This window comes from Pseudomonadota bacterium, from assembly GCA_026388275.1.
In the GTDB taxonomy this organism is placed as follows: domain Bacteria; phylum Desulfobacterota; class Syntrophorhabdia; order Syntrophorhabdales; family Syntrophorhabdaceae; genus JAPLKB01.
In genome coordinates this window covers 21,705-34,555 of record JAPLKB010000013.1, presented here as the reverse complement: position 1 = coordinate 34,555, position 12,851 = coordinate 21,705, and the positions used below count along the sequence as shown (strand labels likewise).

The following is a 12,851-nucleotide window of genomic DNA, read 5'->3' as shown; positions in this document are numbered from 1 at the left end:
CCGTTATTGCTGCAATGAGAAAATTGCTTCTTATCGCACATGCTGTATATAAGGGTAAAGTACCATATCGTGATGTATGATAAAAAAACTAAAAAAGGAGAGTTTTGGGCTTGACATTAATGACAGTATCTGACCCCCAGTATTTCCCCAATCTCTCTTCTAAACGATGGGCATGTTGGCAGACACCATTTCAGGAAGAGGCAAATAGTTTGCCAAAATTGATTTGATATCGGGATTGGCTTTGGTGCCTATAATCACCCGTCGAGGCGCGATTCCCGAATTCCCACGGTCACCGAGCACGATGTATCTCTTACCGGCAGGGCTCATTCTTATAGGCTTCTTCACATATGTCGGCATGAACGGCATGCGCTGAGGTGAAGCAGACGGATAAGCAAAAATACGTAATTCGCACTCGTCTTTAAAACAAGGGTCTTTATGACTGGCACAGTACTCCAGCAACCTTCTGTGCAACTCGCTTGTAGGCCACATTCGATCCGGTTGAAGTCTTGCGGGAATGTCGCTTCGAGCGTTGATGATGATAAGGAGTAATTGTTGGGAAAGCTGAAAACACAGTTCATGAAATCCCTTTTCATTCCTATCGATGCAATACTTAACTTCAACCATTCCCAGAACGTGATAATCTCCCGACACCATCGAGTCTTTATTTAACATATCCTGCACATCATCTCTTTCAAATTGCAGACAGTAACCCTGGTGCCCGTTGAACTTTTCCCACAATGTGAGGATACCACTTTTGATGTGGCCATCGCTTTTTCCTTGTGCAAAGCAAGTTACATATAGATGCCCATAGCCGTCCGTTGACTTGATGAAGTCCTTAAACTGATTCGTGGCCTTCTCGCTGATGGTTGCAGCGTCAAATTCTTTTCCTTTCTTCTCATCCGGTATTTCCTTCATAACGATCTCCAAGGCCGCCTCTGTGAGCTGCCGCCAACCATAGAAGAACTCAGAAGTGTCGTTGAGATCTAAAAAATTTGTCGCCCAAAAGGTCCTTGTCTTTGCTATACCCTCGAAGCCATCCCGAGTGGTGTAGTGCGATAGTAAAGTCATGGAGTTTCCGCCTCCGAAGTGGATTTTAGTGCGTACATGGTGCTCGCTCGATTACCGATTGTAACATAGGGCTTTGCCTAAAGCGAGTAAGAATTAGACTTTCAGGAAATTGTTTGTGCTTCAGGAGAAAGCAAGTGCATTCATAGATTCTGAGAATCGTAAAAAGTGAAGAAAAGGCTTCACGCTCCCCTTACTGTTAACTACGATTATTTTCTTTCAATCCCCGGTTTCTTTCTTTCTCTGAGAGAATAAGCTTAGCCGCCATTAAATCTATTTTTGCTTTATGACCATGTTTGTGAAGCAAATGCAATAGATTGCCACCGTTTAAGAGCGTAATTGGTTTCCCTTTTGCAAATTCATACGCATCAGGACCGTAATCTGCCGTAGTGATTAAAATCCCTTTTGTTGCTCCTTCATTAATGATGGTACCATAAAGGTCTCTAACAGAGTCCACCCCTACTGTGTTTGTGTAGCGCTTAGCTTGAATCACAATTTTGCCGCCTCGTATGGGATCTGGATCGAATGCAACTGCATCGACACCACGGTCTCGACTTGCTTGTGTTATTTTAACCTCCCCATCATATTGTGAAAATTCTTTTTCAAAGAGTTCTCTAATTAAGTGCTCAAAATCTTCCCAATCCATTGCTGCAAGATTTGTAGATTCATCTATATCCTTGGCAACTTCATAGGAAGAAATAAACCTTTTGTCCTCACGGTTAATGGTTAGAATCGGTGCTATGGGCGTTATGCTGTATAGCTTTGAACTTCCTATACCCTTTAAATGTTTGAAACACATTTTTGCATCAATGTCCGCAAAGTTTATAGATAGGAATTCATCACGACTAACTTGAATGGATAGAATACAGTTGTCAACTTTTTGTCCCGTTGCTCTATTTGTTGATCTGACCCAACCATTAAACACTATCGAACCTAATGTTTCTTTCAACGTCAACGTATACAATTCATATATAGTCCTTAGAGCAATTTGGTAAATAAGATCATCGTACAAACTATTAATGAAGGATTCAGATAGGTATTTTGCCTCAATCTCACCTTTATTTTTGACATATTTACATTCTTTTATTCTAGGTAGGTCTTCCGGGGCTGGCAAGTTATAATCAACTATTAACATTTGGGTGCTGGGACTGTAGTCCAATTCAAATTTCTTAAAGAAATAACTTGGATATTCTGAACACGACAATATCTTTGATAAATGTGCAACTACAACGACCTTTAGTTTTTCTCCTGTCAAGTATCCTTTTTCTGCTTCTTCTATAGGTTCATTTATTTCTTTTTGTTTTTTCAAGAATTTCTGATGCAAGCGTTCCCATTTGGCTAAGTCTTTCTTGTATCTCTCCATTTGTTCTGCGCGTTGCCTTGGGTAACCTTTCTCCCATTCAGCTAAATCTCGCTGGTATTCTTCTTCAAGACGGGAAAATTTCATCTTGGCTGCTTCATTTCTTTTTAGTATTTCCTGGTATTTTTGTTTACGTATTCTTTTGTTGGCTCTCGCAAGTTCATCTATTTTATTTGCATATTCCTTATAATCTTTATTATAGCGATCTGTTAGTGTTAAATTTTCTGGAGGTCTCGGTATAACATATTGGTAAGCAGCAAAATCGGTGGTTGATTCCAATACCAGTTCCGGCTTGATTGGTTTTGTTAATATTGGTCTTGGTTTCTTAGGTTTTGTCAATCCAAAAGAAGATAAATCCTTTAAGGCTTCCTCAATGCTGATTTTTGTTTTCTGGTTTAATGCATTTTTAAGAATGTTCCGCAAAAGGTCAATTTCTTTGGAAGCCCGCTTTGTTATGAGGAGGAGTACTCCGAGCTTGCTGCTTTTAATAAAAGTTTCAAAAGCTTCATTAAAACCATACCGACGCTCTAGTGACTTAAAAATCCAATCATCCTTAACATCTTGGAATAAATGTGGATATTGCCTATATAATTCTTCTATATCCATCTCCTCACTTAGCTCCTATCACCATTTACATCCATAATTGTCTTCAATCATATCTCATAGCGTTCTCGTGTTGATGCTGAAATTTTCTATTCTTGCCGTAAGTTGGTTTGTTTTAATCATGCACTTTTTCCGAGAATATCACGTTTACCTAACAACAAGAAATCCGGCAAGCTCTATCTTCTTATTGTTTCCTGTTGGTAATTTAAGCAAGGCCATGTAAGCTATTTAATATATTGTGATATTTAGGCATATAATTGTCAATAAATTTTTGCAGGATCATCCATTATCAATTCGAAGATGACATAAATTGCTTATTTACGAAAAACTCAGTTACAGAAAGGAGCTTTGTACCTCAGGCAAAAACCACGCAGCACCGCTTTCAGGCAACTGTCAATACTATACCGCCCTGTTTAAATGGGCGGCTTCGCCCAAGACTTCTTCGGCCCATTGATTAAGGCTTTTACCTGTGGTTTTTGCCATGGCGAGGGCTCTGGCATGAATCTCAGGAGAAACGCGGAGCATTATCTTGCCGGAAGCCGCTTTCAAAGGTTTGCGGCCTGTGGCCTCACAATCTGCGACATAATGATTGATGGCAGCCTGAAAATCGGTCTGGAGTTCTTTTACAGTTTCTCCATGGAACGTTATATTATCGACGATCCCTATAATCTTGCCTATAAAGACATTATCCCTTTGATCAAATTCAATCCGGGCGGTATACCCCCTATGGGTCATTACGTTTTTCATGGTGTCACCTCCAATTGTCGAAACCACTCACGCAGTTCTTCGACCTGATACTCTTTTGCTTCCTTGCCCGGATGGGGCCGATGAAGATACTGCCTGCTTTCCTTCAATTCAAATACGATCCGAGATCCAGCACCTTCCCGGACATTTCCTCCAAGAGCAATTATCAATTCTTCAAGGTCGGAAAATACAATACCTCCTCGCGTGGGAATCGGAAATATTGCTTCAAGAACGCGACGGTGTTTTGCCTTCATATCCAATGATGGCACAAGCTGATATCAGCTGCAAGCAATATCTGATAGCACAAGACTAAAGTAACCGGATAGAACTCTCCAAAGTTATAAGTCAGGTCATAAGAGAGAAAAAATAATTGCCTGCCCTTTCCGTGACCCTTGACTATCCCCTTACTTATAATGTTATCATTATAAAATGAAAGGTTTAGTGGATAAGACGTTCTTTTTTGAATGTTTTAGAGGATTTTACTTTTCCATTCTACCTTTTGGCTGGTAATAAAACATGGGACTGAAAAATATCTTATCTCAGAACACTAAGCTTATCATGGTCGGTGGCAAAGGCGGGGTAGGCAAAACTACGTGCGCTTCTGCTATTGCAGTCAAAATAGCCCTTGAAGGAAAGAAGGTGCTTGTTATTTCAAGCGATCCTGCGCCTTCTCTGTCCGATATTTTTGAAACCTCAATCGGAAGCAAAGAAACAAGGATTATTGATGAATACTCGCTTTTTGGCCTTGAAATATCGTCTGATGTAGTACTTGAAAAGTGGAAAGAACGCTTCGGCGCTGAGATATATGAAGTTATTTCCTCCTTTGCAGATGTGGATTATGACTTTGTTGATTATATCGGGACAGCCCCCGGCATAGAAGAAGAATATATGCTGAGTTTTATCATAGACCTTGTGGAAGGCAACAAGTATGATGTTGTTGTCTGGGATACAGCACCGGCAGGACACACGATGAGGCTGCTTCAACTGCCCCACCTGTTTCTCAAACATCTTGAAGCTGCAACAAAATTTTATATGAATATGTACAGCTATATCGAAAAATTAAAAGACATGGCCAGACAGAAAAACTCGAAAAGAACGCTCCTTGAGATAATAGGGGGTTGGGAGGCTTTGTCCGAAAAAATAGTCAGTTTTATCAGGGATAACAACACAACATCATATGTTATCGTCACAATCCCTGAAGCTCTTGGCGTAAAATTGACCGGCAGGGTTATAGAAGAGTTCAAACAAAATATGCTGACAGTGGAAAATATTATAATCAATCACGCTGTAAAAAATGAAGACTGCGAATTTCACAGAATCCGGAAGGGCATGCAAAAACATTATATTGACTTTATAAATAATACATATAAGGATACCAATATTGTTACGCTCTATCTGTCACCTTATGAAGTAAAGGGTATAAAAAGGATAATGGATGTGGCAGAAGAGTTATTTACGTAAAAACAAATCATGGAAAATCTGTTTTCACCTTTAGCCTTGATGAACTGTCCCGCTGCAAGCGGCTGTGGTATCAAAAAAACATAAAATAATTTTTGAAGCAAGCTGCGGAGAATTTATTCGCTTAAAATAAAATATGGATAAACTCAGAATAACAGGCGGACACTTAAAAGACAGAAACATTGTACTATTGAAGGACGGAAACGCCCGGTATACATCATCGAAGGTTAGAGAAGCTATCTTTAACATCATAGGAGATGTTGGCGGCTGTAAAATCCTGGATCTTTTTTCAGGTTCGGGCTCATTCACCATTGAAGCTCTGAGCAGAGGATCTGCCTTTGTAACTTCCGTAGAGAAAGATGGAGATATGGCTGCCGTTCTTCAGAAAAATCTTTCCGATCTCTCTATAGATAAGGATTGCCTTGTTTTGAATATGGATATAATATATGCAGTTCCTTTTCTATACAAGAAGGGGTATAAGTATGATATTATTTTTATGGACCCTCCTTACAAAAAGGGTCATATAGAAGAAACAATGCTGTTGCTGAAGAATAATGTTGTATATAATGAAGATACGTTATTTATTGCAGAGTATTCAAAAAGAGAAGAAATCGGCCTGACTTTCTGGAGCAGTTTACAGGAAATAACCACCAGAGGTTATGGAGACACAAAAATAAGTATTTTCAAGGCTGGCGATAAATGCAGTTAAAAATCAGAAATCTGAAAAACTATTATATGCTGTTCCATATTAATTGCTTTTCACTAACTTACCAAGGAGTCTTTAATGAAACGTAGAATTGCAGTGTATCCCGGCTCTTTTGATCCTATTACATTCGGCCATATAGATATTCTAATGAGAGGCCTTGAACTTTTTGACAAGGTTATTGTTGCCATTGCAACCAATATTGAAAAAAAATCACTTTTTACCGTGCAGGAAAGGGTGGATTTGATAAGGCAATCTGTAAACGGCAACGAAAATGTGCTGATCGATAATTTCGAGGGATTATTGGTTAATTATGTAAAAAAAGTCAACGCTCGTTTTGTAATACGCGGCCTGCGTGCAATGAGCGATTTTGAATATGAATTTCAGATGGCGTCAATGAACAGAAATTTAAATATGGGTATGGATACGATATTTATGATGACAAGCAAAGATTATTTCTTTGTCAGTTCAAGAACCATAAAAGAGGTTGCCGCATTCGGAGGTTCGGTTGGGTCTTTCGTTCCCGAAGCAGTTGAAAAGAGCTTAAAGGAGAAATTTTCAATTAAATGAAGTTAAGCCTAAAACTATTCACTATTCACTATTCACTATTCACTATCTTATTCCTTGTTGCAGCAATTTCGTTTTTCGCATCAAATACATATGCAAATGAGATATATACAATCAGAATACAGGGAGCTATAAACCCGCCCGTTGCAGGATTCATAGCAGAATCTGTTGCAAAAGCCGAAAAAGAAGGCGGCGAATCCCTTATTATCTTACTTGATACACCAGGCGGTCTCGATACATCAATGAGAGATATTATTAAGAACATTATGGATGCGAGCATACCGGTTATCGTGTATGTTTACCCGTCCGGGGCACGGGCTGCATCTGCCGGTTGCATTATTCTCCTTGCATCTCATATCGCTGCCATGGCGCCAGGGACAAATGTTGGCGCAGCACATCCGGTCACCATCGGAAAAGATAAGGTGGACAAGGATATGATGAAAAAGGTTGTAAAAGACGCTGAAGCCTATGTAAGAAGCATCGCCGACAAGAGGGGTCGAAACGTTGAATGGTCGGCAAAGGCAGTAAGCCAGAGCGCCTCCATAACTGCAAAGGATGCCCTCGAAAAAAACGTTATTGATATCGTTGCGCAAAACCTGGATGATCTTCTGAAGCAGGCAGATGGAAAGACGGTGGAGACAAAAAAGGGCAAAGTGACACTTAAATTGAAAGGTAAGAATAAAGTTGAGATCGATATGCCTTTCAAGTATAAGTTTCTGTCATATCTCAGCGACCCGAATGTGGCATACCTGCTAATGATGCTCGGTATTTACGGGATACTCTTTGAAATTTACAGTCCGGGCGCTATATTCCCCGGAGTGGTGGGCGGAATTTCCATTATACTTGCCCTTTATGCGTTTCAGACAATACCGATAACTTTTGCCGGAGTATTCCTTATCATACTCGGGATAGTCTTCTTTATTATGGAGCTTAAGATAATAAGTCACGGCTTACTCGGCGTTGCCGGAATTATATCAATTGTCATAGGTTCGGTAATGCTTGTTGATCTTCCTGAAAGCACGCTCTCCATATCCTGGAAAAGTATACTTACTGTAGCAATACTGTCTGGCATATTTTTTTTCGGTGTGTTATCGTATGCCGTAAGGGCTCAGCTTTTAAAGGTTAAAACCGGCGGCGAAGGACTTCTCGGGGAGTTTGGCATTGCAAAAACAGATGTATTTAAAGAGGGGAAGGTTTTTCTCCATGGAGAACTCTGGAACGCAAAAAGTGAAGAGCTGATCGCACAAGGAGAGCAGGTTATTGTGACAAACATTGAAGGGCTTTTGCTCATAGTTAAGAAAAAGGGAGGGTAAAATGACATTACCTGTTTTTGTTTTTGTTGGAGTTATGATAATTTTTTTCCTTATCAGTGCAATTAAGGTTTTAAATGAGTACGAGAGAGGTGTAATATTCAGACTCGGACGGGTACTGGGCACTCCAAAAGGTCCAGGGCTCATAATCCTTATTCCTATAATAGACAGAATGGTAAAGGTAAGTCTGAGGACCGTTGTTCTGGATATTCCTCCGCAGGATGTCATTACGCGTGATAATGTATCGATAAAGGTAAATGCAGTTGTCTACTTCAGGGTTATAGATTCATTAAAGGCAATTATAGATGTAGAGAATTATCTCTATGCAACAAGCCAGCTTTCCCAGACAACCTTAAGGAGCGTACTGGGTCAGGCCGAACTTGATGACCTGTTGGCACACAGAGAAAAGATCAATGAGAGATTGCAGGAGATACTGGATACACATACTGAATCCTGGGGTATCAAGGTATCGAATGTGGAAGTCAAAAATGTAGACCTGCCGCAGGAAATGCAGCGCGCAATAGCACGGCAGGCTGAGGCAGAGCGTGAGAGAAGAGCAAAAATCATCGGCGCTGAAGGCGAATATCAGGCAGCTACAAAACTTTCCGAAGCATCTGAAATACTCTCGCAAAATCCTATGGCATTGCAGTTGCGCTATATGCAAACCTTGATTGAAATTTCAACGGAAAAAAATTCTACAATAATTTTCCCGCTGCCGATTGATCTGATAAAAATGTTTATGGAGAAGACTAAATAATGAAAAGATGGATAGTTGTCGTACTTGCACTTTTACTCTGTACAAACATGGCGTATGGAAAGCCCGCTTCCCATAAAAAAGCTATAAAAGGCACTAAAGCATCCGGAGCAAAGATACAGGCAGGAAAAGAAGACCCTTACAAAGCATATATTGTCGTTGATGCAGGCAACGGCAAGGTAATTGAAGGTGAAAATGCCAACGCAAAAAGGGCGCCGGCAAGTGTAACAAAACTTATGGTTGCTTGTATTGTACTGGATAAACTTTCAAAGGGTGAAATAAAGCTCACTGATAATATTACCGCATCAAAAGAAGCATCAAAGATAGGCGGCAGTCAGGTTTATTTAAAGGAAGGTGAGGTTTTCACGCTTGAGGATTTGATGAAGGCAACCCTTGTGGCTTCAGGTAATGATGCGGCCTATGCAATTGCCGAACATATAGCTGGAAGCAAGGATGAATTTGTCAACCTGATGAATGAAAAAGCCAAGGCATTAGGTATGGTTGATACACATTTCAATTCTGTTCACGGACTTCCTCCTGAAAGAGGCCAGGAAGGAGATCTGACAACATGCAGTGATCTTGCCATACTTGCAAGGGAACTTCTGAAGAATCCTAAAATACTTGAATGGACATCAATAAAAACCGAGGGCTTTAGAGAAGGGAAATTCATTATGAATAACCATAATAAACTTCTCTTCAAAATGCCGGGGGTTATTGATGGTCTAAAAACAGGCTACTACAGAGAGACTGGTTTTAATGTGGCAGCAACGGGAAAAAGGAACGATTTACGATTTATTGTCGTTGTTATGGGAAGCCCAACGGCAAACATACGCGACAGCATTGTTATGGAGAAGTTGAAGAAGGCATTTTCCTATTACAAGACAGTGAACATAGTAAAAAAGGGCGAGTTGATTGATAAAGACGTTTTTCTGGAAGACGGGAAATACAGAAAATTGAAAGGGGCAGCGGCTGCAGACCTTGCCTGTACTGTACCAAATGATAAAAAAGGGAATCTGAAAAAAGAAATAGTTTTACCGGAAAAAATAAAGGGCGAGGTAAGGGAAGGACAAAAACTTGGTGAGTTTATTGTTAAATTGGATAATGAGATCGTCGGGAAGGTGGATATAGTTTCACCTGTGAATGTGCCGATGGCAAATCTGTTCACACGGCTTATACGAAAACTCGGTTTTAATATTTAATGGAAAAGACTATGGAAACAATGTTTACGATGTTAAAAGGTAAAGAGATTATAGTCGGAATTACAGGAGGAATTGCTGCCTACAAAACAGCAGAACTTGTCAGAGAACTGTCAAAAAGGGGCGCAAACGTCCATGTAGTTATGACCAAGAACGCTATGGAATTTGTTACACCTTTAACTTTCCAGACCATTTCCGGTAATCCTGTAATCCATGATATGTTCGAGCTTTTTTCCGGCTCAAAAATAGGACATATAGCTCTTTCAGACATCGCAGATCAGATGGTTATTGTCCCGGCAACAGCAAATATAATCGGAAAAATTGCCAACGGGGTTGCTGATGACTTTCTCACAACCATGGTAATGGCCACTACAGTCCCGATTCTTTTTGTGCCGTCCATGAATACAAAGATGTGGGAAAGCAAGATAGTTCAGTTGAATATACAAAAACTGGGGGATGCCGGGTATGAGTTTATGGAGCCCGGGATCGGCGACCTTGCCTGTGGGACTGTCGGAAAAGGAAGGTTGCCTACAATTGAAGAGATTATTGAAAAGATGGAGGATATATTCACAGAAAAGGATCTGGAAGGTGAAAGGATACTGATTACTACAGGGCCTACAACTGAATTCATTGATCCTGTGAGATGTATTACCAACCTGTCTTCAGGCAAAATGGGGTTTGCAATAGCAAAGGTTGCAAGAAGAAGAGGGGCACAGGTGGTTCTCATAACAGGCAGGACTCAGCTGCCTCCTCCGACGAACGGTATTGAAGTCGTTGATGTTACAACAGCATGTGAAATGAGAGATGCGGTGATGCAGCACTACAAGCGTTGCACTATAATTATCAAAGCAGCAGCAGTGGCTGACTTTAGATGCATAGCTGAAAATTGCCAGAAGATCAAAAAGAAGGGCAATGAAAATACTATTATGCTGGAGCTTGAGAAAAATCCCGATATAATCGGCGAGCTCGGCAAAATAAAGGAAGATAGAATACTCGTAGGTTTTGCAGCAGAGACTGAAAACCTCATAGAGCATGCAGAGGAAAAGTTGAAAAAGAAGAATCTGGACTTGATTGTGGCAAACGATGTTTCAAAGAAAGGTATTGGTTTTGGTTCTGACGTAAACGAAGTTACTATCATCGGAACATCGGGGCATATTAAACAGGTACCTATCCACAGCAAGGAAGAAATAGGGCATATCATCCTCGATTCTATAAAAAAATTAATGAAAAAAAGAATTAAAGCTGAAGATGATTGGTACTAAAAAATAGTGAATCGTGAACAGTGAACAGTGAAATATCAGGACGTATAATTCAAAAGCCGGCAACCGGAACAAAAAGGCCGAGCGCATATAATCCGCCCTTCAATCTTATCAAGTCCTTGCTTCTTGTTTGCATACTCCTGTTTGTCATTCTGTTAACTCCGTTTTTAATGTATGCCAGAGATGATAAAACCATAGAGGTTGTGGAGAAGGTAAGTAAGACAATAGTAAACATAAAAACCGAGGAATTGTCTAAGAATACCGGTGAAGATAAAAAAACAACATTTTTTAAGAAATTTATTGCCGGAGAAGAGGAAGAAGAAGAAACATTTGAAAATATCGGCTCAGGCGTTGTACTGGATCCGAGGGGTATCATAGTTACCAATGAGCACCTGATTTCCAGGGCAATAAGCATAAGGGTAAAATTTATAAATGGTAAAGAATATGATGCGTATGTATTGGGCAGCGACCCTGAGTTTGATATGGCCCTTTTAAAGATAACTGACAAAATAGATTTCCCCTATCTTAAAGTAGACAAGTATAAAAAAGTAAAAGTTGGCGAAAAGGCAATAGTTATCGGGAACCCTTATGGACTTTCGAGCTCTGTTACTATGGGAGTTGTGAGTGCACTCGGTAGAAATCTCAAAATTGATAACAGGGCCTATGTAAACCTCATCCAGACAGATGCTTCAATAAATCCAGGCAATAGCGGTGGCGCTCTTCTTGATACAGAAGGAAATCCTTTAGGAATTGTAACTGCAATTTATGGAGAAGGCAAAGGTATAGGATTTGCTATACCCATAGAAGACGTTATGAACATGGTCTCAGAGTTCCTTGAAAGCGGAACAAGGAAACCCCTTTTCGGTTTGTTTATAGAGAAAAGGAAGGATGATAAAAATACATATTTCTATGTAAACAAGGTCATATCCAAAAGCCCGGCTGAAAAACAAGGGATTAAGGCTGGCGATAGAATTGTAGAATTTAACAAGAAAAAGATAAGGGAAGGTATAAAAATCCATAATATTTTGAGGAATGCTGCAAATATGGAATCAATTCAATTCAAAATAATGAGGGGGCAAAAGGCATATGATGTTGATGTTGATATTGGAGACATGCTGAATTACAAACCGTCTCCTCTTGATGAAGCATTGTGCAGCATAAGAGTATCCGATATTAAAGGCTATCCGAAAATGAAATTCAAATTAAAGGATAAAAACGGCGTCGTAGTTACAAAGGTGTATAAAAACGGAATAGGTGAAAAAAGTGGACTGCATGTCGGCGATGTGATAATAAAGATAAATAATTATATGGTGTCAGATAAAAAAGATTTTGATTCATTTATGATTGAGGGACTTAAAAGAAATTATATTTTATATCAGGTAAAAAGAAATGAAACCATTTTTTATGTACCGGTGAAACTTAATACCTTGCTTTAGGGGGATAATATGGAAGACCAATTAACATTCAGTACGTTTATGCTGTCTTTATCAACTTCTGTGCTTGTAGGTCTGGGGGAGTTGCCGGACCCTTTAACAAATGACAAAAATGTAAACCTTCCTCTTGCCCAGCAGACAATAGGTTTGATAGAAATGCTTTTGGAAAAGACAAAAGGCAACCTTACCGTAGAAGAAGACCGGCTTGTCGGCAATATGCTATATGACTTAAGAATGAAGTATATAGAAGCAGCAAAAAAATAGCAGGTATCCTTCGTCCAGCAAGGCTTGATAAGGAGTTTCTATTTCCGTGAAACTGTTTAATGGAAATTACAATGGTCATGGATTGGCGTAAAAAATCCCCCTCCGAAAAAATTTTCTTGCATTTTCATTAACTTT

The 12,851-nt window shown here is 39.8% G+C and carries 13 protein-coding genes; 9 read left to right on the top strand and 4 right to left on the bottom strand.

What is annotated here, in order from left to right; genetic code table 11:
• Positions 1 to 159: 159 nt before the first annotated feature.
• The 4 genes from NT010_03570 to NT010_03555 form a co-directional block, all read right to left on the bottom strand.
• Positions 160 to 915 (bottom strand): DUF2971 domain-containing protein, encoded by a 756-nt coding sequence (locus NT010_03570; GenBank protein ID MCX5805138.1) that lies wholly within the window; start codon positions 913 to 915, stop codon positions 160 to 162.
• A gap of 349 nt (positions 916 to 1,264) precedes the next feature.
• Complete coding sequence (locus tag NT010_03565; GenBank protein MCX5805137.1) at positions 1,265 to 3,031, bottom strand: restriction endonuclease; 1,767 nt, start codon at positions 3,029 to 3,031, stop codon at positions 1,265 to 1,267.
• A 396-nt stretch (positions 3,032 to 3,427) separates the two neighbouring features.
• A complete protein-coding gene (locus NT010_03560; GenBank protein MCX5805136.1) occupies positions 3,428 to 3,775 on the bottom strand; it encodes a type II toxin-antitoxin system HicB family antitoxin in 348 nt (115 codons plus the stop codon).
• On the bottom strand, positions 3,772 to 4,026 hold the full coding sequence (locus NT010_03555) for a type II toxin-antitoxin system HicA family toxin (GenBank protein MCX5805135.1): 255 nt from the start codon (positions 4,024 to 4,026) through the stop codon (positions 3,772 to 3,774). The genes NT010_03560 and NT010_03555 overlap by 4 nt, the downstream gene beginning before the upstream one ends.
• Positions 4,027 to 4,288: 262 nt before the next feature.
• On the opposite strand from NT010_03555, the gene NT010_03550 reads away from it, so the two are divergent.
• The 9 genes from NT010_03550 to NT010_03510 all read left to right on the top strand — a co-directional run bounded on the left by NT010_03550 (position 4,289) and on the right by NT010_03510 (position 12,716).
• Positions 4,289 to 5,233: an ArsA family ATPase gene (locus NT010_03550; GenBank protein ID MCX5805134.1), complete on the top strand. Its 945-nt coding sequence runs from the start codon at positions 4,289 to 4,291 to the stop codon at positions 5,231 to 5,233.
• Positions 5,234 to 5,366: 133 nt separating this feature from the next.
• Positions 5,367 to 5,939: a 16S rRNA (guanine(966)-N(2))-methyltransferase RsmD gene (gene rsmD / locus NT010_03545; protein MCX5805133.1), complete on the top strand. Its 573-nt coding sequence runs from the start codon at positions 5,367 to 5,369 to the stop codon at positions 5,937 to 5,939.
• Between the two features lie 75 nt (positions 5,940 to 6,014).
• Positions 6,015 to 6,503 (top strand): pantetheine-phosphate adenylyltransferase, encoded by a 489-nt coding sequence (coaD, locus tag NT010_03540; protein ID MCX5805132.1) that lies wholly within the window; start codon positions 6,015 to 6,017, stop codon positions 6,501 to 6,503.
• Entirely contained in the window at positions 6,500 to 7,813 is a 1,314-nt protein-coding gene (locus tag NT010_03535) for a nodulation protein NfeD (GenBank protein MCX5805131.1), read from the top strand. The genes coaD and NT010_03535 overlap by 4 nt, the downstream gene beginning before the upstream one ends.
• Position 7,814: 1 nt before the next feature.
• A complete protein-coding gene (locus NT010_03530) occupies positions 7,815 to 8,567 on the top strand; it encodes a slipin family protein (protein ID MCX5805130.1) in 753 nt (250 codons plus the stop codon).
• The gene (locus tag NT010_03525; GenBank protein ID MCX5805129.1) at positions 8,567 to 9,763 is read left to right on the top strand and encodes a D-alanyl-D-alanine carboxypeptidase; all 1,197 of its coding nucleotides are present in this window, start codon (positions 8,567 to 8,569) and stop codon (positions 9,761 to 9,763) included. Before NT010_03530 ends, NT010_03525 begins: the two co-directional genes overlap by 1 nt.
• 11 nt (positions 9,764 to 9,774) lie before the next feature.
• On the top strand, positions 9,775 to 11,022 hold the full coding sequence (gene coaBC, locus NT010_03520) for a bifunctional phosphopantothenoylcysteine decarboxylase/phosphopantothenate--cysteine ligase CoaBC (protein ID MCX5805128.1): 1,248 nt from the start codon (positions 9,775 to 9,777) through the stop codon (positions 11,020 to 11,022).
• Between the two features lie 20 nt (positions 11,023 to 11,042).
• The gene (locus NT010_03515) at positions 11,043 to 12,455 is read left to right on the top strand and encodes a trypsin-like peptidase domain-containing protein (GenBank protein ID MCX5805127.1); all 1,413 of its coding nucleotides are present in this window, start codon (positions 11,043 to 11,045) and stop codon (positions 12,453 to 12,455) included.
• Between the two features lie 9 nt (positions 12,456 to 12,464).
• Positions 12,465 to 12,716: a DUF1844 domain-containing protein gene (locus NT010_03510; protein MCX5805126.1), complete on the top strand. Its 252-nt coding sequence runs from the start codon at positions 12,465 to 12,467 to the stop codon at positions 12,714 to 12,716.
• The last annotated feature ends 135 nt before the right edge of the window (positions 12,717 to 12,851 follow it).

What these genes read in the sequence shown, in the direction of transcription:
- NT010_03570 (MCX5805138.1), bottom strand. Translation starts at nt 915, where the DNA reads ATGAAGGAAATACCGGATGAGAAGAAAGGAAAAGAATTTGACGCTGCA.
- NT010_03565 (MCX5805137.1), bottom strand. Translation starts at nt 3,031, where the DNA reads ATGGATATAGAAGAATTATATAGGCAATATCCACATTTATTCCAAGAT.
- NT010_03560 (MCX5805136.1), bottom strand. Translation starts at nt 3,775, where the DNA reads ATGAAAAACGTAATGACCCATAGGGGGTATACCGCCCGGATTGAATTT.
- NT010_03555 (MCX5805135.1), bottom strand. Translation starts at nt 4,026, where the DNA reads ATGAAGGCAAAACACCGTCGCGTTCTTGAAGCAATATTTCCGATTCCC.
- NT010_03550 (MCX5805134.1), top strand. Translation starts at nt 4,289, where the DNA reads ATGGGACTGAAAAATATCTTATCTCAGAACACTAAGCTTATCATGGTC.
- rsmD (MCX5805133.1), top strand. Translation starts at nt 5,367, where the DNA reads ATGGATAAACTCAGAATAACAGGCGGACACTTAAAAGACAGAAACATT.
- coaD (MCX5805132.1), top strand. Translation starts at nt 6,015, where the DNA reads ATGAAACGTAGAATTGCAGTGTATCCCGGCTCTTTTGATCCTATTACA.
- NT010_03535 (MCX5805131.1), top strand. Translation starts at nt 6,500, where the DNA reads ATGAAGTTAAGCCTAAAACTATTCACTATTCACTATTCACTATTCACT.
- NT010_03530 (MCX5805130.1), top strand. Translation starts at nt 7,815, where the DNA reads ATGACATTACCTGTTTTTGTTTTTGTTGGAGTTATGATAATTTTTTTC.
- NT010_03525 (MCX5805129.1), top strand. Translation starts at nt 8,567, where the DNA reads ATGAAAAGATGGATAGTTGTCGTACTTGCACTTTTACTCTGTACAAAC.
- coaBC (MCX5805128.1), top strand. Translation starts at nt 9,775, where the DNA reads ATGGAAACAATGTTTACGATGTTAAAAGGTAAAGAGATTATAGTCGGA.
- NT010_03510 (MCX5805126.1), top strand. Translation starts at nt 12,465, where the DNA reads ATGGAAGACCAATTAACATTCAGTACGTTTATGCTGTCTTTATCAACT.